General features: G+C 61.4%; 21 protein-coding genes. 12 read left to right on the top strand and 9 right to left on the bottom strand.

Features of this window, described 5'->3' with window-relative positions:
• Window positions 1–118: 118 nt before the first annotated feature.
• The 6 genes from KZO25_RS05140 (at window position 119) to yghU (ending at window position 5,987) form a co-directional block, all read left to right on the top strand.
• Window positions 119–1,891, top strand: a complete 1,773-nt coding sequence (locus tag KZO25_RS05140; protein ID WP_223136145.1) for a mechanosensitive ion channel family protein — start codon at window positions 119–121, stop codon at window positions 1,889–1,891.
• A 47-nt stretch (window positions 1,892–1,938) separates the two neighbouring features.
• Window positions 1,939–2,952, top strand: a complete 1,014-nt coding sequence (locus tag KZO25_RS05145) for a DUF2157 domain-containing protein (protein WP_223136146.1) — start codon at window positions 1,939–1,941, stop codon at window positions 2,950–2,952.
• Window positions 2,949–4,028, top strand: coding sequence for a DUF4401 domain-containing protein (locus KZO25_RS05150; protein ID WP_223136147.1), 1,080 nt, complete (start codon window positions 2,949–2,951; stop codon window positions 4,026–4,028). The genes KZO25_RS05145 and KZO25_RS05150 overlap by 4 nt, the downstream gene beginning before the upstream one ends.
• Complete coding sequence (locus tag KZO25_RS05155) at window positions 4,025–4,561, top strand: GDYXXLXY domain-containing protein (protein WP_223136148.1); 537 nt, start codon at window positions 4,025–4,027, stop codon at window positions 4,559–4,561. The genes KZO25_RS05150 and KZO25_RS05155 overlap by 4 nt, the downstream gene beginning before the upstream one ends.
• A gap of 61 nt (window positions 4,562–4,622) precedes the next feature.
• On the top strand, window positions 4,623–5,045 hold the full coding sequence (locus KZO25_RS05160) for a hypothetical protein (protein WP_223136149.1): 423 nt from the start codon (window positions 4,623–4,625) through the stop codon (window positions 5,043–5,045).
• Between the two features lie 78 nt (window positions 5,046–5,123).
• A complete protein-coding gene (gene yghU, locus KZO25_RS05165) occupies window positions 5,124–5,987 on the top strand; it encodes a glutathione-dependent disulfide-bond oxidoreductase (RefSeq protein WP_223136150.1) in 864 nt (287 codons plus the stop codon).
• A gap of 125 nt (window positions 5,988–6,112) precedes the next feature.
• Here the strand turns inward: yghU and KZO25_RS05170 are convergent, their stop codons facing one another.
• From KZO25_RS05170 to KZO25_RS05190, 5 genes are all read right to left on the bottom strand, one after another.
• Window positions 6,113–6,346, bottom strand: coding sequence for a hypothetical protein (locus tag KZO25_RS05170; protein WP_066451529.1), 234 nt, complete (start codon window positions 6,344–6,346; stop codon window positions 6,113–6,115).
• Between the two features lie 206 nt (window positions 6,347–6,552).
• A complete protein-coding gene (locus tag KZO25_RS05175; RefSeq protein ID WP_223136151.1) occupies window positions 6,553–7,410 on the bottom strand; it encodes a diguanylate cyclase in 858 nt (285 codons plus the stop codon).
• 707 nt (window positions 7,411–8,117) lie between these two features.
• Window positions 8,118–8,444 carry a septal ring lytic transglycosylase RlpA family protein gene (locus tag KZO25_RS05180; protein ID WP_066452405.1) on the bottom strand — a complete coding sequence of 109 codons (327 nt, stop codon included), beginning with the start codon at window positions 8,442–8,444 and terminating at the stop codon, window positions 8,118–8,120.
• Window positions 8,445–8,811: 367 nt separating this feature from the next.
• Complete coding sequence (locus KZO25_RS05185) at window positions 8,812–9,123, bottom strand: hypothetical protein (RefSeq protein WP_066451533.1); 312 nt, start codon at window positions 9,121–9,123, stop codon at window positions 8,812–8,814.
• Window positions 9,124–9,321: 198 nt separating this feature from the next.
• Window positions 9,322–9,498: a hypothetical protein gene (locus KZO25_RS05190; RefSeq protein WP_223136152.1), complete on the bottom strand. Its 177-nt coding sequence runs from the start codon at window positions 9,496–9,498 to the stop codon at window positions 9,322–9,324.
• 205 nt (window positions 9,499–9,703) lie between these two features.
• Between KZO25_RS05190 and KZO25_RS05195 the strand changes: the two genes are divergently transcribed.
• Window positions 9,704–13,354 (top strand): AsmA family protein, encoded by a 3,651-nt coding sequence (locus KZO25_RS05195; RefSeq protein WP_262488855.1) that lies wholly within the window; start codon window positions 9,704–9,706, stop codon window positions 13,352–13,354.
• 30 nt (window positions 13,355–13,384) lie between these two features.
• Here the strand turns inward: KZO25_RS05195 and KZO25_RS05200 are convergent, their stop codons facing one another.
• Complete coding sequence (locus KZO25_RS05200) at window positions 13,385–14,389, bottom strand: NADP-dependent oxidoreductase (RefSeq protein ID WP_223136154.1); 1,005 nt, start codon at window positions 14,387–14,389, stop codon at window positions 13,385–13,387.
• Between the two features lie 110 nt (window positions 14,390–14,499).
• Entirely contained in the window at window positions 14,500–15,372 is an 873-nt protein-coding gene (locus KZO25_RS05205) for a LysR family transcriptional regulator ArgP (RefSeq protein WP_223136155.1), read from the bottom strand.
• Window positions 15,373–15,512: 140 nt separating this feature from the next.
• On the opposite strand from KZO25_RS05205, the gene KZO25_RS05210 reads away from it, so the two are divergent.
• The gene (locus KZO25_RS05210; protein WP_223136156.1) at window positions 15,513–16,118 is read left to right on the top strand and encodes a LysE/ArgO family amino acid transporter; all 606 of its coding nucleotides are present in this window, start codon (window positions 15,513–15,515) and stop codon (window positions 16,116–16,118) included.
• 5 nt (window positions 16,119–16,123) lie between these two features.
• On the opposite strand, the gene KZO25_RS05215 is transcribed toward KZO25_RS05210, so the two are convergent.
• Window positions 16,124–16,480 carry a hypothetical protein gene (locus KZO25_RS05215; protein WP_223136157.1) on the bottom strand — a complete coding sequence of 119 codons (357 nt, stop codon included), beginning with the start codon at window positions 16,478–16,480 and terminating at the stop codon, window positions 16,124–16,126.
• Between the two features lie 365 nt (window positions 16,481–16,845).
• Here KZO25_RS05215 and KZO25_RS05220 point away from each other — a divergent pair, with 365 nt between their 5' ends.
• From KZO25_RS05220 to KZO25_RS05230, 3 genes are all read left to right on the top strand, one after another.
• Window positions 16,846–17,928, top strand: a complete 1,083-nt coding sequence (locus tag KZO25_RS05220; RefSeq protein ID WP_223136158.1) for a sensor domain-containing diguanylate cyclase — start codon at window positions 16,846–16,848, stop codon at window positions 17,926–17,928.
• A 244-nt stretch (window positions 17,929–18,172) separates the two neighbouring features.
• On the top strand, window positions 18,173–19,615 hold the full coding sequence (gene dbpA, locus KZO25_RS05225; RefSeq protein WP_223136159.1) for an ATP-dependent RNA helicase DbpA: 1,443 nt from the start codon (window positions 18,173–18,175) through the stop codon (window positions 19,613–19,615).
• 48 nt (window positions 19,616–19,663) lie between these two features.
• Complete coding sequence (locus KZO25_RS05230) at window positions 19,664–20,530, top strand: PA4780 family RIO1-like protein kinase (protein ID WP_066451550.1); 867 nt, start codon at window positions 19,664–19,666, stop codon at window positions 20,528–20,530.
• Between the two features lie 135 nt (window positions 20,531–20,665).
• On the opposite strand, the gene KZO25_RS05235 is transcribed toward KZO25_RS05230, so the two are convergent.
• Window positions 20,666–20,854, bottom strand: a complete 189-nt coding sequence (locus KZO25_RS05235; RefSeq protein WP_223136160.1) for a DUF3008 family protein — start codon at window positions 20,852–20,854, stop codon at window positions 20,666–20,668.
• Window positions 20,855–21,255: 401 nt separating this feature from the next.
• Here KZO25_RS05235 and KZO25_RS05240 point away from each other — a divergent pair, with 401 nt between their 5' ends.
• Complete coding sequence (locus KZO25_RS05240) at window positions 21,256–22,563, top strand: putative bifunctional diguanylate cyclase/phosphodiesterase (protein WP_223136161.1); 1,308 nt, start codon at window positions 21,256–21,258, stop codon at window positions 22,561–22,563.
• Window positions 22,564–22,664 lie beyond the last annotated feature (101 nt).

The following is a 22,664-nucleotide window of genomic DNA, read 5'->3' on the forward strand; positions in this document are numbered from 1 at the left end:
GCGCTGTACTGGCATCAGCCATCGGTCGTGCCGCCTGGTGCGATGCACGGTGCGACGCGACCCGCATAGTGCTGCCTCAGGAAGGGGCGGCGGATTCGCTTCAATCAGGAAGAGGTCTATGACTGGAAACGGTGCATGGCGGCTGTGGAGCATCCTGGCGGTAATGGCAGCGGCCATTGTCATTTCCGGGGCCAGCCTCGCGCAGATGCCGCAGGGTGCGGTTGCGAATGGTGGCGAGAGTGAGAGCGACAGCGAGGAGAGGGAGTGGTTTCCGCTCGATACGTTGAATGATGGACTCGACGCCACCCCCGATGCGGTCAGGCGAGATACGCCACGAGAGTCGATCCGCAGTTTTCAGCAGCTCACTGATCAGGAGGAGTATATCAGCGCGGCACACGTGCTGAATCTTTCCGAGCTGGACGCCGCTGAGCAGTCGCAGAGGGGCGCGGAACTGGCCAGGCAACTGGCCGAGATTCTCCGGCGTGGCGAATGGCTCGATGTTTCCGACCTTCCCGGGCGCCAGGACGCCGCTATCGAGGACCCGTCAGGACAGCATCCCCAAGCCGGAGAACCACGCCGAAACCTCGAGCTGGCCTCGCTCGAGGCCAAGGGCGATACCTACGATATTCGCCTGGCCCGCTATCGGGTGGACGAGGAGGATCCCATCTGGCTGATCACTCCCGATAGCGTTGCGTCAATTCCCATGCTTTACGAAGAGTATGGCCCGTCGCTGCTGGAAGCGTATATCCCGGAACGCTTCAAGACCTCTTTCGGTAGGCTCCAGATCTGGGAATGGATCGCCATCCCGGTCTTCCTGATGCTGATCGGCCTGGTAGGGTGGGGAGTCTACGGCCTGGTCGGCTTGCTATCGCAATGGTTCCCCAACGGCGTGCCCAGCATCTTCGCCAGCAGGATCCGGGGCCCCATGGCTTTCCTCATCATGGCCTTCGTGGCGCAATCCCTGCTCGACTACGTGGTGTCCTTCACTGCCGTTGCCACCACGTTTATCCGTATCCTGTTGATCATTATGATTGCCTGGGGCGTGGGTACGATAGCGCTTCGGTTGGTGGATACCATCCTGCTCAAAGTGACGCGGCGCATGGTGGGGGAAATCGACGACACCAAGCCCAAGGATGAGCGCAAGCTGCTGACCACGCTCTACGCTGTACGCCGTATCATCATCCTGATCACCGTCGCTGCGGTCTCTGTCTATGTGCTGAGCCAGATCCCGCTCTTCGAGACGCTGGGCATGTCATTGCTGGCGTCAGCCAGCGTGCTGGCGGTGCTGGTGGGTATCGCGGGTCAGGCGGTGCTGGGTAATATTCTCTCTTCCTTCCAGCTGTCGCTGGCCAAGCCCATCCGTATCGGCGACCTGGTGATGTTCGAGGGGCAGTGGTGCTATGTGGAAGGCATCTTCTACACCTTCATTCGCTTGAGGAGCTGGGATGAGCGGCGCTTGATCGTACCGGTGACGTATTTCGTCTCCAAGCCCTTCGAGAACCTGTCGGTGAAGAGCGCCAAGATGTACCGCACGCTGGAGCTGGTCGTCCATCTGAGCGCCGACACTCAGGTCATACGAGAGAAATTCCTGGAGTATGCCAAGGAAGAGGACAACGTCGTCGAACACCACAGGCTGTGCTGTTACGTCACCGGCCAGAGCGAGCGGGCGCAGACCATCTCCTGTTACCTGATGGCCTCCGACCCCTTCGCCGGCTGGGTGGCAGAAATGAATATCCGCGAGCGGCTGATGGCGTTTATCCGTGACAACCACCCCGAGTGGTGGCCGCGGGAGGTGGTGGTGCTCAGCCAGCACGACATAACTAAGGGCGACGAGCCGCAGGTGCGTCCGCCATCTGGAGTCGAGAGCCGCGGTGGAGAGGCTTCCGAGTGAGAGGGGGCACGAAACCCCCATTCCGAGATACCACGTAAGGAAACGACATGGCCTCCATTCGCCGTGAGCTGGTGGCATTGATCGAACGCGGCGCGATTCCGCATGAACAGGTTGCGCGGGCGGTCGCGCTTTCCGGGCTCCACCCTTCGGGGCGGGCCTGGGGCGTGTTCCTGGATCGACTGCTGCTATGGCTGGGCACGCTGTCCCTGGCCAGCGCGCTGCTGTTCCTGGTCGCCTACAACTGGGCCGACATGGGCCGCTGGCTGCGCTTCGGGTTGGTGCAGGCGGCGCTGGTGGCGGCGATCGGCGTCTACTGGTGGGCCGAAGGACGCGGCCCAGTAGATGAGGGAAGAGCGGATGACGGTGTAGTCGTCAACATCGTGGCACGAGCCGCGCTGACGACGGCCTCGCTGCTGCTGGGCGTACTGCTGGCGCTGTTCGGCCAGGTCTACCAGACCGGCGCCGACCCCTGGCAGCTGTTCTTCTTCTGGGCCGTGCTGATGCTGCCCTGGGCCGTGGTGGCCCGCTTCGATGCGCTCTGGGTCCTGTGGCTGGGGCTGCTCAACCTTTCGCTGCTGCTCTATTTCCGTACCTGGGGCGGGTTGTTTGGCAGCCTCTTCGGCGGAGACGCCGCCGCCCTCTGGGGGGTGTTCGCGCTCAATACCGTGGCACTGGCGGTGTGGGAGCTGGCCGCGCGGCGCTGCCGCTGGCTCTCTACCGGCTGGAGCACGGGCCTGCTGGCATTGGGCAGCGGCATTCCCCTGACCCTGCTGATGCTCATGTTCATCCTGGATGAGTGGGCCGATGTCTCGGCAGCCTTGCTGATTTACCCGCTGTGGCTGGCCGCGCTCTATTTCATCTATCGCTATTGGCGGCCCGACCTGTTCATGCTGGCGGGCGGTTGCCTGTCGGTCATCGTGGTGGTCACCACCTTCTTTGGCCGGCATCTGCTGTGGCAGGGCGGGGCGGAGGGCTTCCTGTTGTTATCCCTGGGGGTGCTGTCGCTGGGTGCTCTGGCGGTATTCTGGCTCAAGCGGCTTCACGTGGAGATGTCGCCATGACCCGGCCGCTCACGGAAAGGCTCGCCCAGGCCGGCATCGTCGTTGACGAGGGTGATGCGCCGCCGGTGCTCGAGGCGCCCTGGTTCGTGCGGGCGCTGCAGGCGTTCTCGGGCTGGCTGGCCGCGCTGTTTCTGCTCGGCTTCATCGGCATGGGCGCGGTATTCGTGCTCGACAGCAGTGCGGCGGCCGCCACGCTGGGGCTGGTGATGATCGCGGGCGCCTATGCGCTGCTGCGGGGTTCGAACGGTGACTTCGTCGAGCACCTGGGGTTGGCGGGAAGCCTGGCGGGCCAACTGCTGGTGGCCTGGGCTCTGGGCGCCGCACTGGGAGACGTGAACGCCGGCTTCTGGTGGTCGTTGGCAGTACTGCAGGCGGTACTGGCATTGGTGATGCCAAGCCACACCCACCGCACTTTTTCCGCCTTCGCGGCGAGCCTGGCGTTTTATCTGGCCTTGACCGAAGGCGTCTCGGCGCCTTCGCTGGCCGGTGGCCTGGTGCTGCTGTCACTGACCTTCCTGTGGCTCAACGAGTTTCGCTGGCCGACATATATGCGCCAGCTGCAGGCGCTGGGCTATGGCCTCTTGCTGGGGCTGCTCGCCATTCAGGTCACGGGGTATCACGGGCAGTCGCTGCTGCTTGGGCGCTACGGTTACGGTACGGGCCTGGCCTGGCTGGAGCCCTGGGTGGGAGATGGCCTGGGCACGCTGGCGCTGTTGCTGCTGATTCGCCACGTCGTCCAGCGCCACAGGCACGCCATTGCGCCGAGCGCGCGGGTGGCGGCCTATGGCGCTGCGTTGGTGCTGATGCTGCTTTCGCTTCAGGCCCATGGACTGAGTCAGGGGGCGCTGGTGGTTGCACTGGGCTTCGCCATCGGCAATCGCCTGATCATGGGGTTCGGCGTGATATTGCTGCTGCTGGCCATCACGCATTACTACTACTGGCTCGACGTCACGCTGCTGGCCAAGTCAGTGACGCTGCTCTTGCTGGGCGTGCTGCTGCTGGCGCTGCGCTGGGTGTTGTGCCGCAGATGGCCCATCGATACGCGGGTCGCTGCCGGGGAGGATGTGAGCCAATGACACCGACAGCGAAGTGGAGCCGGGTCATCGTGGTGGTAGCCCTGGTGCTGATCCTGGCTTTGGTCAACTGGAGCATCTGGGCCAAGGAGCGACACCTGGCCGAGGGTGAGGTGGCGTACCTGGAGCTGGCGCCGGTGGACCCGCGTTCGCTCATGCAGGGGGATTACATGGCATTGAGTTTCGAGGTTGGAAACCGCATCCGGGAGGCGCTCGATGCGCAGCACAGGGTGGGTGGCGAACCGCAGAGCATTGATGGCCATGTGATCGTTCGCCTGGACGCGCAGCGCATCGCGCACTTCGAGCGGCTGGATTCCGGGGAGAGTCCGCTGGATGCGGATGAGATACGCATAAACTACCGGTTGCGCAATGGCCGGGTGCGGTTCGCCACCAATGCCTTCTTCTTCCAGGAGGGCCACGCCGAGCGCTATGAGCCTGCCCGCTACGGCCTGTTTCGCGTCAACCAGCGCGGTGCGCCTTTACTGGTTTCCCTGCACGACACCGAGCTGGAACTGCTTGGAGCGATGGAGCGGTAATAGGGATGGATTGTTGCAGCAAGCGAGATAGCAAAGCATGAACAGGGGAAGCGTTCACCGAATGTTTGTCGCGGTCGAAATGCTCGTGCTGGCGCTGCCGGCGAGTGTGGTCTGCCTCTTCTCCAGCGTGGTTCTGTTTCTTACCTTGGGTTTTCCCTGGAGTCTGATGGACTTGGTGGTCATGCACTTCGTGCTGATTGGTATGCTGGGTATTCTGGGGTTATGGCGTGTGGCGGTCGCTTGTATCTGGAATCGCCAGACGTGGGTCGATCACGAGGAGGCGTTGTACTGGTGGTGGCGGGCGGCCTGCCTTGGCGCGGGGCTGGTTGGCGTCTCCCAGGCAATGTTCGTCCTTCTCGGCCTGGGGTGGGATGCGCCGGAGTGGGCGATCATCATCGCCCTCGGAATTGTTGCGAGCCCCTTGCTGATTCCATTCTGTCATCTTGTCTATCTACGGCGCAGCGGCTCGAAGCTTGAACGTTAACACGCTATCTTTGTGGCACTGCGTGCTGTTTCCCCAGATGGGGTCGGGACGCTTCGTCACCAGCGAATTGGAGCTTTCATGAGCCAAGACAACGAGTATGTGCCGCCGAGGGTCTGGAAATGGGAGAAGGAGAGCGGCGGTCAGTTCGCCAGTATCAACCGGCCCATCGCCGGCCCCACCCACGACAAGGCGCTGCCGGTCGGCAAGCATCCGCTGCAGCTCTACTCGTTGGCCACGCCGAATGGGGTAAAGGCGACCATCATGCTCGAGGAGCTGCTGGCATTGGGTCACACAGGCGCCGAGTACGATGCCTGGTTGATAAAGATCGGTGACGGCGATCAGTTCGGCAGCGGCTTCGTCGAGGTCAATCCCAATTCGAAGATCCCGGCGCTGATGGACCACAGCACCACGCCACCTACCCGAGTGTTCGAGTCGGGCTCCATCTTGCTATATCTGGCCGAGAAGTTCGGCGAATTGTTGCCGCGTGAACTGGCGGGGCGAACGGAAACACTGAACTGGCTGTTCTGGCAGATGGGTAGCGCACCCTACCTGGGCGGCGGCTTCGGCCATTTCTATGCCTACGCGCCCACCAAAATCGAATACGCCATCGACCGCTTTGCCATGGAGGCCAAGCGTCAGCTCGACGTGCTGGATCGCCGCCTTGGCGAGACACGTTACCTGGGTGGGGACGACTACACTATTGCCGATATTGCGACGTGGCCCTGGTATGGGCAGCTGGCGCTGGGCCGTGTCTACGATGCCGGTGAATTCCTGCAGGTACAGACGTACGAGAACGTGCAGCGCTGGGCCAGCGATATCGACGCCCGGCCGACGGTGAAGCGAGGGCGGATGGTCAACCGTACTTTCGGCGAGCCTGAGGAGCAGCTGCACGAGCGCCATGACGCGAGTGACTTCGAGACGAACACCCAGGACAAGCGTTAGTCGCTGTCTATCGAGGCAATAGTCCTGGCCTTCTTAACTGCCCGCTATCATGGTGTCATTCCAGACAACGCTGCGACGGGCCGGATGAGAGCATCTCGCCCCCTATGCTATTGACTGGGCCTGGGTCACTCGCCGCGTTCCCTGCCCTGCTTTCCCTGGGCGATCAGCTCATCGGCCAGCGCGCGTGCGGCCAAGGCGAATTCCACCCGTGCCGCCGACAGCGCGCCCATATCCTTGGAGCTGGCGTTTCTCTCCAGGTCATCAAGCACCAGCTTGGCCTGTACCAGCCGTTGCTCCAGGTTGTCGTGCTGTAAAGGGCCATGGGGCGACAGCTCACTTGCCCTACTCAAGTTGTTCATTTTTTTCTCCAACGCCACTGCCTGCCGGGGGACATCCGAGGCTGTAGCGATCCATCGCCGGCCTTGTACGTCATTTGCTAATCGGGATATCGGAAGGCAGGAGGAAAACTTGAGCCTTGGAGGGGGCGATGGCAGTCAAATCCTGCCATTGAGGACGGTGATGTGGAGGAGGGTCGTAGAGGGAGGGGGGCTACCTTGCCAGGGGGTCAGCCGATGGCTTCCCTTTGCGTGAGCAAACGCATTTGAGGAACGGTGCAGGTTTGATTGCGACCGTTTGCTTTAGCGGTATAAAGCCCCTCGTCGGCCTGCTGAATCAGTGCATGAGGATCGAGATGGCGGGTGGGCATGACAGTGGATACCCCTATGCTTACCGTCACTTCGTTCCCCACCGGAGAGGCGTGAAAGGCGATACCGCGCTCCGCCAGAAGTGCTTGAATGCGCTGAGCCAGCGCCTTTGCACCTTCGAGGTCGGTGCGAGGGACGAGGATGACCATCTCCTCGCCGCCATATCGAGCCAGCAAGTCACCGGGGCGGTTGCTCGCTTGGTTGAGTACGGCTGTCACTTCCTGAAGGCAGCGGTCGCCCTGCAGGTGTCCATAGGTATCGTTGAAAATCTTGAAGTGGTCGACATCAATCATCAGCAGGCTGAGGGGTTGGTGTTCTCGTACGGAACGGCCCCATTCCAGCTTCAGTACACGCTCGAACTCGCGGCGGTTGGCGATGCCCAGCAGGCCATCGCGTGTGGCCTGCTGATGTAGCTCGTTATTCAGGGCTTCGAGCACCGCCTGGGATTCCACGAGCTGGGTCTCGCGCGCCCGGGCGTCGCGCAGCAGGGGTAGGAAAAGCGCCGAGGTGAGAGCAACCCCGCCAAGAAACGATACCAGTATCAGGCCGGTGTGTATCGCGCCGGGTGCCATGCCAGTCGGGAAGGTGGTGCGAACGAGGGTCTGTTGCGGTAGCAGGCTGTTGATGGCCAAGATGGCAGCGATGATGATCGTGCCTGCAAGGAGGCACGGCAATAGGTTGGGGCTAATGTACAGGGAGTACTTGGGCTTGATATGCATACGTGGCGTCCGTTCCAAAGTCTGGTCTCGCAATGCTGAGTAGAGCTTTTCGGTGATGCGCCGAGCCTGCTTTTCGTTGCTGCTGGGAGCAAAAAAAAAGGCCGCAGAGCGGCCCAAGTACGCAGGGAACTAAAGGATCTAGCTGACCGTCAGCGAGCCGACGTGACGGGCAGCTGAGAATAGGGGGGAGGCCTCCTTGCCGGGATACATCCCGTATGCACCATTCCCTGGCGATCTTTCCTTGGCTGCATCCTTCCTTGCCTGGGCAAGGGCCTCCTGAACGGGTTGGTCATGGTGTGCTACCTGATTTCCCCGATCATCTTGCTACTGGTAAGGTAATGCGATAAAGGTGCCATAAAAAATAATAGTCATAAAAAACAAATTGTTATTGAAGGTTTTTTTTAATGAGGACTTCAGGTTGACCGATAGAGGCTTCCTGAAGGCTCCGATCTGTTGCTGATCACCGACAGTTATAGCGGGGTAATAAAACTATTCCTGTAAATCAAGGGCTTGCTGTGTCGCTATAATGCGACTGCTGTGGAGTGGGCGAGAGAGATTGGCGGCGACCGCCTGCGTGGGCGGGGATGTTTTCACGGGAGTCGTGCAGGCGTCAGGCACTGCTGGCCCGGCCGGCCTCAGCAAGCGCTAGGTTGAGGAAAAGTAGAAGCCGGGAGATGTGCTTTAGTGATGTTGGCGTGAAGACACCTTCACTCGACGGAGGTAATGAGCACCGGTGCGGTTCCCCGGTTGATCATGCCCAGTTCCCGGGCGGCGCGCTTCGAAAGGTCGATGATGCGTCCCTGAACGAATGGGCCGCGGTCGTTGATCAGGACTGTGACCTCGCGCCCGTTGTCCGGGCGGGTTACCACAACCTCGGTGCCGAATGGCAGGCTCGGGTGGGCTGCGGTCAGGGCCTGCTGGTCGAAGGGCTCACCGCTGGCGGTGGTTTGACCCTGGAAGCGGTCGCTGTAGAAGGATGCGATGCCCTCATCGATCAGCTCCGTCGTCTCATGGGCCGCTGCCTTGGAAATCATCAGCAGGCCTATCAGACCAACGGTCAAAATCAGGCGAGTTTGTGTCGCCATGTTTCACCTCGTGACTACTGCATCGCGCCGCATGACCGTATCCCACGCTCAGGCGCCATGATCAGTGATTGAGGACGCGTGGCTCATGCTGCACTAGCCTCGCACTCGTCTCAAGCCAGCCCCCAGGCATGTGTTGCCCACCGGGAATCGGTATCCATATGTCACCGGTGGGTTTCCATATGGTACAAGATCGCCGACGTTAACAGGGGTTGCCGGCAGGATGGTAGCCGTATTGCCGGCCGAGGGCAACCCGATACGAAAACACCCTATTGGGCCAGGGGCCTAATAGGGTGTGGTAGCAACCAGAACGTCAACCTCAGGAAGGGTAATCTTCCTTGTACAGCTCGGCCTTTGCGTCACGCATGACGTCTTCACAGGCTGCTTGTTGTGCGAGCTGAGTGAGTAGGCCCTGGGTGACTTCGAAGCCTTTTCCCAGGCAGGTATCGATGTCCTGGCGACTCACATGGGGTGTTACGTTGCAGTCGATCTTGATCGTCCTTCCGCTGCCATCCAGCTTATCTGCGAGCTGTCGCAGTCGCCAAGCGATACGCTCTTTCCAGCTTGACGCTTCTTCCACGCCTTCATATACGCTAAACGTGCATTGCCACTCAGGTTTATAGATTTTCATATGAAACCTCCGGGCTGGCTTGGAAAATTGGTCGATCGTGTTTTCTGCTCCACATGAGAATGGTAGTACGTTGTCACTATATACCCTTTAAGCCGTCAATAAACTGCAAAGATTCGGAAACACCACCATGGTGGCAGTTTCCGAGCACGGCCTGCCCTGATACTGGAAGGCGCCGCTCAATCGGCGCCTGCCTGAGTGCTAGTGAGTGTGGCGGCCTGTGGCAGCCTGAGCGCAAGCCAGGGGGGCTGTGCTTGCCATTGACAAGTAGTCGGCCAGGGCATCGAAGGCGGTTTGCTGTAGCTGTGCCTGAGTGGCCCAGAACTGAAGCACTTCGGCTTCGTATGGCTGGTTTTTCTGCGTTGCGATATTCATCATGCGGCCCTCCTTAAGGGACTTCATAAACCAGCCTAGGCGCTTTATTGCTGCAATGCAGCATTCTTTTTGTAACTGCCGGACCTGCTCTTTTTGTAACGGTCAGACTGTCAAGGTGCCTGGCTCGTGATACCGAGAACCACCTGCCGCGGCCGCTGGCATATGATCTCCTTGCCGTCCCGGTTGGACTGTTGCCGCTTCTCTGTCCATGGTTAAGGGTATCGGCGAGGCCAGGGATGGAAATGTGAACAGGGCGGCCCGAATAACAGGTGTTGCGCTTTTAGGCGTAGTGCTGATGCTGGTGGTAGCGGTCGTGCTGCTGCTGGAATCATCGTGGATGCGCGCATGGCTGGAGCGGCAGGCCAGCCAGCAGCTCGGCCGTGAAGTCGAAATCGTCGACCATGGCATCGGCTGGGGAACGCCGATCACGCTGCAGCTCGAGGAGGTGCGCATCGCCAGTGCCGAGTGGGCTGAAGCGGAGCCGCTGGCACGCATGTACGAGCTGTCGATTACCTTGAATGTTCTCGCCTTGCTGCAGGGTAGGCTGGAGCTGGACCGCATCGCCATCGACCAGCCCGTATTGCACCTGATCCGTCGGGAGGATGGTTCAAGCAACTGGGATGAGCTCTTCGATGGCGGTGATCCGGAGCAGGAGAGAGAGGAGGATGAGCCTCTTTGGCCCGGGGAGTTCAGTATCGGCCAGGGGCACCTGGTCTACCGCGATGCTGCCCTGGATCTACAGCTCGATGCCGTCTTTCAGACGCCGGGAGCCGAGATAACCGAGGGGCTGAGCCTGGAGGTGTGGGGCGATGGCCGCTTCAGGGAAGACGAGCTGGAGTATCAAGGGTTGGTGCATTATCTCCGGGAGGAAGATTACCTTCACGTCGAGTCCATGCAGGGACGGGTCGGTAGCGACCTCTTCTCCGGTGCCCTTGAACTGGACCTCGACCTGGCTGTGCTTTCCCTCGAGGCACGTCTCGATATGTTAGAGCTGGACCTGGAGCGCTGGGTCGATGAGGCGGATATTCCCTTTCCCGGACCTGTATGGGAGCGGGAGCTGGCCGAGGTTTTGGCGATGCTGGAGGAGTACGAAGCGAACCTCGACATTGCGGTGGAGGAGCTTCGCTACGGCGATCAGGCCCTTTACGAATTGATTCTTCAGGGTTGGGCCAATGAGGAAAGTGTCGTCATCGAGCAACTACAGGCCCTGCAGCAGCTGGGGGATGACGCGTCGCCGCGGAAGTTCGTCGCGGAGGGCCGGGTCGGACTCCATGAGGAACGACCGGTAGCAGACGTGGCGGTGCAGTTCGAACGCTTTGACCTGAGCGCAGCGCTGGCGCCACTGGGCCTGGGCGAGCTGGGCATCATCGACGGCAGGGTCAATGCCTTGCTGCGTGAAGGGGCGCTGCTGCTGGAGGATACCTTCCTGGACTATCGCGCACCGGCCTGGGGGCTGGCGCTTGAGCTACGGGCCGAGGCGCGCGCGGTCGAACATGCTGACAGGGCGGCGGTACGATTGGCCGGGAGTGGCTCCTATGAGGGACGGCCGGTCGAGTACGACCTGACGGTGGGGCCAGTCGATCTCGCCGAGGAGTCGCCTAACTACCCGCTTATCGGGAGGGTGAGCACGGGAGACACCCTGCTGCAGATGGACGGGCGACTGGTGCGACCCTTCGAGCTCGAGGCAATTGAAGGGCACGCTCGCCTCGAGGGTCCCACGCCCGAGGAGTTCGCGGCTTTCTTCGGTGCCGAACTGCCAACACTGCCTCCCTACTGGCTGGAAGCCTTTCTGCGCTACAGCGATAACGTCCTTACGCTCGATGATGCGCAGGGACGCATTGATGAACTGGATCTCACGGGCGACCTGGCAGTGGATTTCGGCCGCGACGTGACGCACATCGAGACCCGTATTTACGCCGATGAGCTGGACCTGAATCGCTGGGAGCTGCTGGACCAGACCGCGGCCGACGATTCGGCATGGAATGACCTGGGGCCGGGGCAGGACTGGGACCGGGATCTGGCCGAATCACTGAAGGGGCTCGATGGGTATGACGCCAGATTTGATCTGGCTTTCGATCGGCTGATCCATGATGACCAGGTATTGCATGACGTTGCGCTGGAAGGGAGTGTCGAGGGGCCGCGGCTCATCGTTACGCATTTTCATGCGCTGCAGGAGGAGGCGCGAGGCCAGCAGGGGCGGCTGTCCCTGGAGGGCTGGGCTGAAGAGCGGGATCAGCGGCTGGCGGCGGAGGTGTCAGCGCAGCTCGACCAGCTCAATCTCGACGTGGCGCTGGCGCCGTTGGGCCTTGGCGAAGTGGGCATCCTGTCTGGTCGACTCAACCTGACCGTGGCAGAGGGAGGCTTGCGGTTCGAAAATACCGCATTGGACTATCTCGCCCCCCAGTGGGATCTGGCCCTCTCCCTTCGGGCCGACTCGGTGGAGGGGGGCGACACCCCCGGCGTTCACCTGGTTGGTGATGGCACCTACGACCAGACACCGTTTGGCTATGACCTAATCGTGGGACCACTGCTTGGCCTGGCTGTCGACGAGACGCCCTATCCGGTGAGCGGTGAGCTGAATACCGGTGACACCCGGCTTCACCTCAATGGCAGTGTGGTCAGGCCTTTCGAGCTGGAGTCGTTGGAAGGGGATGCCCGGCTAGCTGGCCCCACGCCGGCAGAGCTGAACGAGTTGATCGACATTGGTCTTCCGGACCTGCCCCCCTATGAAGTGGCCGGCTATCTACGCTACAGCAGTGATCTCCTCAACCTGGAGGGCATGGAAGGGCGCATCGGAGACAGCGATGTGGCAGGTGACGTGCGTTTGCATCTTGGTGAGCGCAACCAGGTGTGGGCCACGCTCACTTCCGAGCGGGTCGATGTGGATGAGCTGTTGGGTATCGAACCGGAAAACGGGCCGGAAGCTGAGGCGACTTCGGAGCAGGAGCCCTGGATCGAGGATGTGGAGGGACATCGACGGGTGTTTCCCGACAGAGAGTGGAACCTGGAGGCACTGCGGGCTACCGATGTCGTGCTCGACTACCGGGCCGAAGCGATTCACTCCCGGTACGCCCCGCTCAATGATCTCTCTCTCGACCTGGAGCTGGAACAGGGGGTCATGACCGTCTTGCCGCTGCGGGTGGGGTTGGGTGGTGGGCAGGTCTATGTGGCCTGGGTCCTGGACGCACACCAGGCGGAGATCGTTGGCGAGCTGCAGCTGGAGATAACCCAAGTGAATCTCGCCGCGCTGCTTGATGAGGCGGGGCTTCCCGATGTGGCTGAGGACACCCTGGGCCTGATCGGCGGGCACGGTGACTTCTCTTTTCGCGGCCGCTCGATGGCCGAGCTCATGGCCGGGCTGGATGGCGAGCTGGAGCTGGCCATGTCCCAAGGCTGGATGGATATCATTGCTGCCGAGCTGATGCCGCTGAATGTTGCCAATGCGCTGGTGCTGGCACTTGCCGGTGAGGAAGAGCAGGTTCAACTGGAGTGCAGTTATGCTCACTTCCGGGCCGATGATGGTCTGGTTACCCTGGAGAATTTCTTCATGGCCACCGAAATCGCTCATTTCGTCGGCGCCGGCGCGATGAGCCTTGCCACCGAGGAGGTGGACATGGCATTCGAAGGGCACAACAGGGACGTCACGCTGTTCACGGCCAATACGCCGGTCAAGCTGGAGGGGCCGCTGAGCAACCTGGAGGTGGAGGTAGTGACCCCTGAGCTGCTCACACGAGGCGTGCTATCTGCACTTGGCGCCCTGGTTGCGCCGCCGCTGGCGGTCCTGCCATGGATCGACCCAGGCGGCGGCGAGGATGTGGGAATGGGCTGTGCGGAGGCGCTGGCGCGATATCACGACTAGCCCATCACGGGCGGGGCGCCTTTCACGCAGTTATCGCTGAAGGCGCACCAGCATCTTGCCCTTGTTGGCCCCTTCGAAGAGCTTCAAAAAGGCGTCTGGCGTGCGCTCCAGGCCCTCCTCGACCGTCTGTTCATAGTCGATCTCGCCCTTGGTGACCAGCGGGCCTACTTCCTCAAGGAAATGCGGATACTCGGTCCAGTGGTCGAAGATGATGAAGCCCTGCATGCGGATCCGGCGGATCAGGATCATGGCGAGGTTGCCGGGGGCGGTGCTGGGCTTCTCGGCGTTGTAGTCGGCAATCAGGCCGCACACCGCTATGCGCGCACCAACGCGCAGGTTGTTCAGCGCCGCTTCCAGGCAGATGCCGCCCACATTTTCGTAGTAGACGTCAAAGCCGGCGGGGCAGGCCTCCTTGAGGTCGGCACTCAGTTGCTGAGCATCCTTGTCGCGGTAGCTGACGGCGGTGATACCGATCGACTCCAGCCAGGCGAGCTTTTCCGGAGCACCGGCGATGCCCACCACGGTGCCTCCCCTGGCCTTGGCCAGTTGGACCGCCAGCGAGCCCACGGCACCGCTGGCGGCACTGACCAGGACATTGTCGCCTTCACGGATCTTGGCGATTAGATTGAGGCCGGACCAGGCGGTCATGCCCGGCATGCCGAGAACCCCCAGATAGGCTTCTTCGGGTACCTCTATTTCCGGCAGCGGTTCGATGATGTCGGCCTTCAGCTGCGCGATATCCCGCCAGCCGGCCATGTGGCGAACCTTGTCGCCCTGCTTGAAGCGGGCGTCCCGCGACTCGATGACCTCACCCACAGCCGCACCCTCCAGCGGCTCATTGAGTTCGAATGGATCGATATAGGTCTTCACCCCGCTCATCCGGCCGCGCATATAGGGGTCAACCGACAGCCAGGTGTTGCGAATTCTCACTTCGCCATCCTGCAACGGAGGCAGTTCGGTGCTGTGCAGCTCGAATAGCTCGCGTTGCGGCGTGCCTTGCGGATAGTCCGTGATGGTGAAATAGCGTGACTGCATTGGCGTACTCCTTCGCATGTTCGGCTACGGCGCTGCAATCGCTTTGCAGTGCAGGCAGTCTAGATAGCCGGCCGGGATCTGGCGAACCCGGTGCCCGCCATGCAGCATCACTATTTCAGACTAACCTCGGCAAGCGCGTGGGTCAGACGTTCCAGTAACGCGCCGCTATGGCGCCAGAAATGCCAGTAGAGTGGTACCGACAGCGACTCACCTGGTGCAATGCTGGCCAGTTTGCTTTCAGCCATCAGGGCGTCTGCCTGCATCATTCGCGGGATCATGCCGTAGCCCATGCCGGCAAGCGCCAGGCGCACGAAACCTTCCGAAGAGGGGCACAGGTGATAGGGAAAGCTGCCGTGATAGCCGCATTGGGCCAGGAAGCGATGCTGAAGCTGATCATGGGGGCCGAAGACGATGGCGGGAGCCCGGGCGAAGGCGTCGGCGGACGGGCCGTGGGGGAAGTGGCGGGCGATATAGTCCGACGTGGCCAGGGGATGGTAGGCCATCTCGCCCAGGGGGATGCAGCGGGCCCCGGCAATGGGCTGGGGGCTGGCGCACAGGCAGGCGGCGACGTCGCCGTCACGCAGTCGCTTGAGCCCCACGTCCTGATCCTCGACCACCAGGTCGAGCAACAGGCCTTCCGTTCGGCATAGCTCGCCCACGGCGTCGGCCCACCAGGTCACCAGGCTGTCGGCGTTGATCGCAATGCGTAGTCTGGGAGCGGACTCCTCCAGCGTCGGCAGGGTGGTGCGCAGGTCTCGTTCGAGCAGCTGCACCTGCTGGTAGTGATTGAGTAGCCGCTGGCCGGCGGGGGTGGGGTGAAGTTCGGGGTGGCGGATCAGTACCGGCTGACCCAGGCGGACCTCAAGCGACTTGATGCGCTGGGAAACCGCCGATTGCGAAAGGCCCATGGCGTCACCGGCTCGTTCGAACCCGCCGCACTCGATGACCGTGGCCAGGGCCTGAAGCAGTTTGTAGTCCAGCATGGGGTTCTCGCTATGCTAGGTACTCGCTATTAGAAAAACTGATGCATGATTAGCAGTATGATTTTTCAGTATATCGTTTCGTCTTTATGCTTGCCGCATTCGAGCCGGATATTCCGAGCATTAATTGAGGAGGACAGGCGATGCTGGAGAGTTATCTCACCGGGCTGATTGTTTGTGGCGGGATCATCATCGCCATTGGCGCCCAGAATGCCTATGTACTGGGCCTGGCGGTCAGGCGAGAGCATCACTGGTGGTCGGCCGGGCTCTGCATGGGGACCGACGTGGTATTGCTGACGGCAGGCATGTTCGGTGTCAGCGCCATCCTGTTGACCATGCCGAATGCCATGGAGGCGATGCGCTGGTTGGGCGTGGCGTTTCTCTCATGGCTCGCCGCCCAGGCGTTCTATCGAGCCGCTACCGGTCGAGAGGCGCTGGCGGCCTCGAAGGAAGGTGGGCGCAGCCTGAAGCATGTGCTCTTCGCCACCCTGGCGGTGACGATTCTCAACCCGCAGGTCTACCTGGATACCCTGCTGCTGATACCTGCCATCGGCGCCCAGCAGGAGAGTGCGACGACCTTCGTGGCCGGCGCCAGCACTGCATCAATCCTGTGGTTCAGCCTGCTGGCCTGGGGCGGTGCGATGCTGTCGCCATGGCTCTCTCGCCCCCTGGCCTGGCGCCTCATCGATGGGGTGATCGGGCTGATGATGGCTGCGGTAGCGCTCCATCTGGCCCGCAACGGGGTATAGCAGACTCAGTCGAGAGCCGCTTCGTGCCATGCCTGGTGGCCGCAGCTCAGGCAGTGATAGAACGCTTCGAAACCGGTAATGGCATCCGCCGACTCACGCATCGTGCCCTTTTGGTAGGTAAAGGAACGCAGCGCACAGACCGGGCAGCGGATCTCTCCATGGAGAGGCGTGATGGCAGGCCCCTTTCCCGGGCGGGGTGGTGCCGGCGGCTGTGCTGTGATTTCAGGCGCCAACGCGTCGACATCGGCGCTCAACTTGGCCGCAAGCTGGCGTGCCGCTTCGGCCTGTTCGACTCCCGCCAGGTTTGCCAGCTTCCTGATTCCTTCCTTGATGGCATCCAACCGGGATGTGGTGTCGGCCATGGGCGCTCTCCTGCTGGTGGGTGAGACGTGTCACTGCTGCGTTATATCAGCATAGCCCCATCACTCGCGAGTCGGCGGCAGGGCTATTTGCCCCCCGTGGCCTATTCCCAACAATGTGCATGAAGGGGTGGATTCTTATATTGGAGCCGGACCTAAACCAGGGTGAAGGTCACCAGTTGTTGCATTATGTAAAGCCGGACGATTAAATCGAAGTATGATGAGCCTTTGCTAGGCAGATTGATCGTGGCGACAAACTTCACAAAGAGGCGTGAAGCATGGAGAGGACGGACAGTGTCACGAGTCGCCAGGAAGGGGACGGGACGCCTGGGTCGAGAAGCGCGGCGGCGGCATACTGGCGAGACCTGATGACGTCCGGCGGGCGCACCTGCGAGGATTGCCCGCACTATCTTCGCATTACTCTTCTTAACCTGGCTGGAGCGGCCAGCATCATCGTCTGGGGGGTTTTCCTGTCGCTGACGCTGCTCGGTGTGCTGGAAGCCTCGCTTTGGCGCATGGTGTTTCATGTCGCTGGCCTGTTGGTCTCTGTCGGCGTCATCATCGGTCTGCGCCGGGGAGGCTCGATTGCAACAGTCACTCATGTGGCCCACGCCTTTCTCTTCGTCAGCCTGCTGGGGTTGCCCATTCTCCGGGCCGATAATCCCCTGGCCATGTCGCTGCCGTTGATCTACCCGGCCATGGCATTCCTGCTGCTCGGTGACATACGCAAGGGAGTTGCCGGCACGCTATTGATGACCGCCGGTCTCAATATTGCCCTGGCGCTGGGAGCAGGACCCGAGCTACGCGATAGCACCATGCTGCTCGATGGGGCCTTGACCCTCACTGCGGGGATGTCGTTCCAGGCCGTGGTCGTGGCGCTGTACGTACATCATCGTCAGCAGGTCTTGGCACGTCTGCGTGCCGTCGGTGAACAGCTTTCGATTCAAGCCAACCGCGATTCGCTGACGGGGCTTCACAACCGCCGCTCTTTTATCGAAGACCTGGAGCGTGAGCTGCGGCGCCGCGATTGTGATGATCGTCAACTGGCCTTCCTGGTGTTGGATATCGATGGCTTCAAGGCCTACAACGACCGGTACGGGCATCCGCAGGGAGATGCTCTGCTCAAGCGGCTGGCCAGTGCGATACGGGAGGTGTTCAGTCGTCAGGAGGATATCCTGCTGCGTCTGGGCGGTGAGGAGTTCGGCATCATCTTTCGCAGCGAGGACGAAGCCCAGGCCGAGGAGATGACCTCCCGCCTGCTATCAGTCATCGAGGAGCTCGGGGAACCGGCGCCCGACGGACCCTGTGATAGCGTTACCGTTTCCGCCGGGCTCTATCTGGTAGAACCCGGCAGTGGTGTTGACGCGGACCATGTCTACCGGCGGGCAGACGAGGCACTTTACCGTGCCAAGGCCGCCGGTAAGGCATGCTGGCACCGTGCCTCTCGCTGAGGGGCTGACCAGCGTCAATCGCCGGGGCCATGAGACGTAAAGCGCTACATGGTGGCGATCCATTGCTGCAGGTTGGCGCTGTGAACGCACAGTGCAGTATGCGGTCGCATCGCGAATGCCGGTGGCATGACGGCATTTCTTGACGCTTTCTGCTATTCTGTGCGCCTTCGATTACGACCCTCACGGCCCTTGCTTCGCGGCTCTCGCCTTCGCTTGTTCCTCAGGCTCCCACTCATTTTTCAGGATGACTGCAGTGTCCGATTCCGTTCCCGACTCCGACTCTCCTGGCGAGGCCGCCTTCGCGTCGCTTTCGCTGCCGCCGGAGCTGCTTGGCAACCTGGGGTCTCTTGGCTATCACACCATGACGCCGATCCAGGCTGCCAGCCTGCCAGCGATGCTGGCGGGGCGAGATGTCGTCGCCCAGGCGAAGACAGGTTCGGGCAAGACGGCGGCCTTCGGCCTGGGATTGCTCACGCGGCTTACGGTATCGAGCTTCAGCGTCCAGGCGCTGGTGCTGTGTCCCACCCGGGAGCTGGCCGACCAGGTGGCCGGTGAGATCCGCCGTCTCGCGCGGGCGCTGCCCAATATCAAGGTGCTGACTCTATGCGGCGGGGCGCCCCTGGGACCGCAGCTCAATTCGCTCGCCCACGGGGCCCATGTTGTGGTCGGCACGCCGGGGCGGGTCGAGGAGCACCTGCGCAAGGGCTCGCTGAACCTGGCAACACTGGACACCCTGGTGCTCGACGAAGCCGATCGCATGCTCGACATGGGGTTCCAGGCCGCGCTGGAGGCGATCATCGGCGAGACGCCAACGAGTCGGCAGACACTGATGTTCAGCGCCACCGGATTGCAGGGCGAGGGCGCGGAGGGGGTTCGTGCCATCGCCGAGGGGTTCCTGCGTGACCCGGTGAACGTGGCGGTGAGCGAGACCCATGACGAAACCAGCATTCGCGAGCATTTCTACCGGCTGGGAGACGAGTCGGAGCGCTTCGAGGCGCTGCGCCTGCTGCTGTTGCATCACCGGCCCCAATCCTCCGTGGTGTTCTGCAATACCAAGCGAGAGACCGACGAGGTGGCCGAGGGCCTGGACCAGGCTGGTTTCAGCGCCCTGGCGCTCCATGGCGACCTGGAACAGCGCGACCGCGATCGACTGCTGATACTATTCGCCAACAAGAGCGCGTCGATACTGGTCGCCACCGACGTGGCGGCCCGTGGGCTGGATATCGACGCCCTGGATGCGGTGTTCAATTACCGTATCGCTCGTGAACTCGAGGTGCATGTGCATCGGGTGGGCCGTACCGGGAGGGCGGGCAGTTCCGGTGTGGCCTGCACCCTGGTCAGCGAGCAGGAAGCCTACCGTCTGGAGCGGCTCGGCGCGTTTCTCGAGCAACAGCTGGTGATGGAGGCGCTGCCCTCCCGCCGAGCCCTGTCAGGTGAGCCCATGGCACCGCCCATGGCCACGCTGCAGCTCGACGGGGGCAAGAAGCAGAAGGTGCGTCCGGGGGATATCCTGGGTGCCCTGACCGGGGATGGCGGTATCCGGGGTGACCAGGTTGGCAAGATCAAGGTGCTGGAGCGCAGCGCCTATGTGGCCGTGCAGCGCGAGGTCGCCAAGGCGGCGCTTGCGCAGTTGAGCGCGGGAAAACTCAAGGGGCGTTCGTTTCGCGCCCGGCGCGTCAGCCGCTGACATGCAGCAGGGCGATACGCTCGTAAGGCGATAGGCCAAAGTGGTGATATGAAAATACCCAAGCGATTACAACCGCTGGTTGAAGACGGCATGGTCGACGAAGTCGTCGCCCAGTTGATGAGCGGCAAGGAAGCTCAGGTCTATGTGGTGCGTGCCGGCGGTGAACTTCGCTGCGCCAAGGTCTTCAAGGAGGCCAAGCAGCGCAGCTTCAAGCAGGCCGTGCAGTATCAGGAAGGCCGCAAGGTGCGCAACAGCCGCCAGGGCCGGGCGATGGCCAAGAAGACCCGCTATGGGCAGAAGGAGCAGGAGCAGGCCTGGCTGAATGCCGAGGTGGATGCGCTCTATCGGCTTGCGGCGGCGGAGGTGAGGGTGCCCAAGCCGTTCGGCTTCGTCGACGGCGTGCTGCTGATGGAGATGATCACCGACGCCGAGGGCTTTGCCGCTCCGCGCCTGGACGACGTCACCCTTACCGCCGAACAGGCCCGTACCTATTATGCCAAGGTCATCGGCGACGTGGTGCGTATGCTGTGCGCGGGCCTGATTCATGGCGACCTCTCCGAGTTCAATGTGCTGCTGGCGACCGACGGCCCGGTGATCATCGATCTGCCACAGGCGGTGGATGCCGCCGGCAACAACAGCGCCGAAATGATGCTGGAGCGGGACGTCAACAACATGCGCGCCTACTTCGGGCGCTACGCGCCGGAGCTGCTCAATACCGACTACGGCAAGGAGATCTGGGCGCTTTATGAGGCGGGTGAGCTGCATCCCGAGAGCCGGTTGACCGGCTGTTTTGCCTACGACACCACTGCAGTGGATGTCGATGATCTGCTGGCGGTGATCGAAGATGCCCGGGAAGAGCAGGATGAGCATCTGGCAATGCTGGCCCGCAACGAGCAGGGTGACGAGGAGGACTGAGTCGCCACCCACGCCCTCCCCAAGCGACTGACACCCGGGGAGGGCTGCTGAAGTATCCTGGGCCAGGCAATACGCTTCGCTCAGGTCTTCAATCGATGCTCAGAACTAGTTTCACGCTCAGGTCTTGGCCCAAGCTCAGGACTTGGTATTGTGCTTCGGCTTGTTCTTCCGCTTGGCCGACGCCATTTTTTCCAGCTCCTGCTCATCCATTGATTCATACATCTGCTTCGCGGCGCCATCGAGTTCGCTGACTCTCTTTTCCCCGCGCTTGGCGGAAAGCGCGGCGCCGGCCGCCATTTGCTGGGCCTGGGACTTGGCTGGCATCTTTCTCTCCTTATGAAACAATTCCTGCTACCATTACCCTAGAAGTTTAATGGTAGAGTTGTCATGGCAGCATGTAACCCAATGCTTCGTAATGATGAAAAAAGGGAGCGTGGCGCCTGCAAAAATAGTGCTTTTGTTTTTTTTACACTGTTTTCATTTCACATTCGAAATGCTGGGTTTGTTAATTAAAGTATTCGTTAAATCCGATGGTAGCAGGCAGTGTTTGACGCTCTTGTTCAGAGCGTGATATTGAGGAGCGGTATCGTAACAAAACACGTAAATCCTACGTGAAACAATCATAAGAGTGATCCGATTTAAGAGGGTGAGCCACTTTGTTGTGCAACCCTAATATAAAAGGATCGAATGCTTTTGCTGATCATGCACAGGAGAACGGATTTCTCATGCAGCAGCCCAGCCCTCGATTTCAGCCGCATGTCCCGATGGTGTCCGCCCCTGCCTGCCACGATGAGCTTACCGGCCTGACGACTCGCAAGGTCGGGGCACAGCAGCTGGAGATGCAGATTGCCGCCGCCGCCGAGGGGGATAGGGTGGCTGTTCTGCATATCGATGTGGACCAGTTGAAGGAGGTCAACCACTCGCTGGGCTTGGAATTGGGCGATATCTATCTGCAGCGGATAGCCCGGCGCATCCGGCACTGCCTGGTCGATGGCGAAATAGTCAGCCGCCTCGGAAGTGACGAGATCCTTGTGGTGGTACCCGGCATTCGGCACCCAGAAGAGGTCTCGGCTATCGTCGAGCGTCTGCTTGACAGGGCCGGGCAACCCATCGAACTGGCTGGGCAGACGGTGCTTGCCAGCTGTTGCATCGGTGCCAGTCTCTTCCCTGATCACGGCCGTACGGTCAATGAGCTGATGCGTCATGCCAACCTGGCCCGATGCCAGGCCCAGCGTCTCGGTCGGCGCCGGTACCAGCTCTTTACGCCGGAGCTGCTGGATGATGATTTCGACTATTGTGCCTTGCGATCGGCGTTTCAAGGGGCGCTTGATCGAGGTGAGCTGGAGTTGCTTTACCGACCGATGCTCTGTGCGCGAAGCGGCCAGGTCGTGGCGGTCTCGGCGCTGCCCCGCTGGCGCTCGGCCCGCTTCGGGGGCCTGGAGCCGGAGCGCTGGATGGCTGCGGCCGCGGATAATGGCCAGCTAGCCGATATCTGCCTGTGGGTTCTGGAGAACGCCTGCCAACATGCGAGTTCCTGGTTCGAGGTAGGAGTCGGACTGAGGGTCGTGGTGCATGTCTCGATCGCAGGCCTGCTCGATGGTGGCTTTCTCGAGCGGGTCGATTTGGCACTTGGCAGGAGCGGACTGCCCCCTGAACTGCTGGAGATCGAGGTGACGGAGGGTGGTCTGATGCAAGACATCCATGGTGCTGTGACGCTATTCGAACAGCTCAAGGCAAAGGGGGTGCGCCTGTCCGTGGATGGTTTCGGCAGCGGATACACGGTTCTTGGCCACCTGAGCCGTTTGCCCGTCGGTACACTGAAACTCAGCGAGCTGTTCATTCACGAATGCCTCGACAATCCCCGCCACCAGGCCATCATTCGTGCTGTCATCGGCATGGCGCATGCATTGGACATCGAGGTCGTGGCTAATGGCATCAGCACCCGACAGCAGGCGGATTTCCTGCGCCAGCAGGGGTGTGACCTGCTGCAGGGTAGCCTATGGGCGCGCATGGAGTATCTCCACACGCGCTGAGCCGGTGAATTTTTGAATAACGAGCGGTTGCCCATTGTTCCGTTGCCGACGGGAACGACGGCTGCTGCCGTGCCGCAGTCCTTGATGGTTGCGAAAAGGCG

Origin of the sequence: Halomonas sp. ANAO-440 (assembly GCF_019915905.1) — a bacterium.
GTDB lineage: Bacteria > Pseudomonadota > Gammaproteobacteria > Pseudomonadales > Halomonadaceae > Halomonas > Halomonas chromatireducens.

Bases quoted from the DNA above. Each gene is read 5' to 3' on its own strand.
- KZO25_RS05140 (WP_223136145.1), top strand. From the start codon at position 119: ATGACTGGAAACGGTGCATGGCGGCTGTGGAGCATCCTGGCGGTAATG.
- KZO25_RS05145 (WP_223136146.1), top strand. From the start codon at position 1,939: ATGGCCTCCATTCGCCGTGAGCTGGTGGCATTGATCGAACGCGGCGCG.
- KZO25_RS05150 (WP_223136147.1), top strand. From the start codon at position 2,949: ATGACCCGGCCGCTCACGGAAAGGCTCGCCCAGGCCGGCATCGTCGTT.
- KZO25_RS05155 (WP_223136148.1), top strand. From the start codon at position 4,025: ATGACACCGACAGCGAAGTGGAGCCGGGTCATCGTGGTGGTAGCCCTG.
- KZO25_RS05160 (WP_223136149.1), top strand. From the start codon at position 4,623: ATGTTTGTCGCGGTCGAAATGCTCGTGCTGGCGCTGCCGGCGAGTGTG.
- yghU (WP_223136150.1), top strand. From the start codon at position 5,124: ATGAGCCAAGACAACGAGTATGTGCCGCCGAGGGTCTGGAAATGGGAG.
- KZO25_RS05170 (WP_066451529.1), bottom strand. From the start codon at position 6,346: ATGAACAACTTGAGTAGGGCAAGTGAGCTGTCGCCCCATGGCCCTTTA.
- KZO25_RS05175 (WP_223136151.1), bottom strand. From the start codon at position 7,410: ATGCATATCAAGCCCAAGTACTCCCTGTACATTAGCCCCAACCTATTG.
- KZO25_RS05180 (WP_066452405.1), bottom strand. From the start codon at position 8,444: ATGATTTCCAAGGCAGCGGCCCATGAGACGACGGAGCTGATCGATGAG.
- KZO25_RS05185 (WP_066451533.1), bottom strand. From the start codon at position 9,123: ATGAAAATCTATAAACCTGAGTGGCAATGCACGTTTAGCGTATATGAA.
- KZO25_RS05190 (WP_223136152.1), bottom strand. From the start codon at position 9,498: ATGATGAATATCGCAACGCAGAAAAACCAGCCATACGAAGCCGAAGTG.
- KZO25_RS05195 (WP_262488855.1), top strand. From the start codon at position 9,704: ATGGTTAAGGGTATCGGCGAGGCCAGGGATGGAAATGTGAACAGGGCG.
- KZO25_RS05200 (WP_223136154.1), bottom strand. From the start codon at position 14,389: ATGCAGTCACGCTATTTCACCATCACGGACTATCCGCAAGGCACGCCG.
- KZO25_RS05205 (WP_223136155.1), bottom strand. From the start codon at position 15,372: ATGCTGGACTACAAACTGCTTCAGGCCCTGGCCACGGTCATCGAGTGC.
- KZO25_RS05210 (WP_223136156.1), top strand. From the start codon at position 15,513: ATGCTGGAGAGTTATCTCACCGGGCTGATTGTTTGTGGCGGGATCATC.
- KZO25_RS05215 (WP_223136157.1), bottom strand. From the start codon at position 16,480: ATGGCCGACACCACATCCCGGTTGGATGCCATCAAGGAAGGAATCAGG.
- KZO25_RS05220 (WP_223136158.1), top strand. From the start codon at position 16,846: ATGACGTCCGGCGGGCGCACCTGCGAGGATTGCCCGCACTATCTTCGC.
- dbpA (WP_223136159.1), top strand. From the start codon at position 18,173: ATGACTGCAGTGTCCGATTCCGTTCCCGACTCCGACTCTCCTGGCGAG.
- KZO25_RS05230 (WP_066451550.1), top strand. From the start codon at position 19,664: ATGAAAATACCCAAGCGATTACAACCGCTGGTTGAAGACGGCATGGTC.
- KZO25_RS05235 (WP_223136160.1), bottom strand. From the start codon at position 20,854: ATGCCAGCCAAGTCCCAGGCCCAGCAAATGGCGGCCGGCGCCGCGCTT.
- KZO25_RS05240 (WP_223136161.1), top strand. From the start codon at position 21,256: ATGCAGCAGCCCAGCCCTCGATTTCAGCCGCATGTCCCGATGGTGTCC.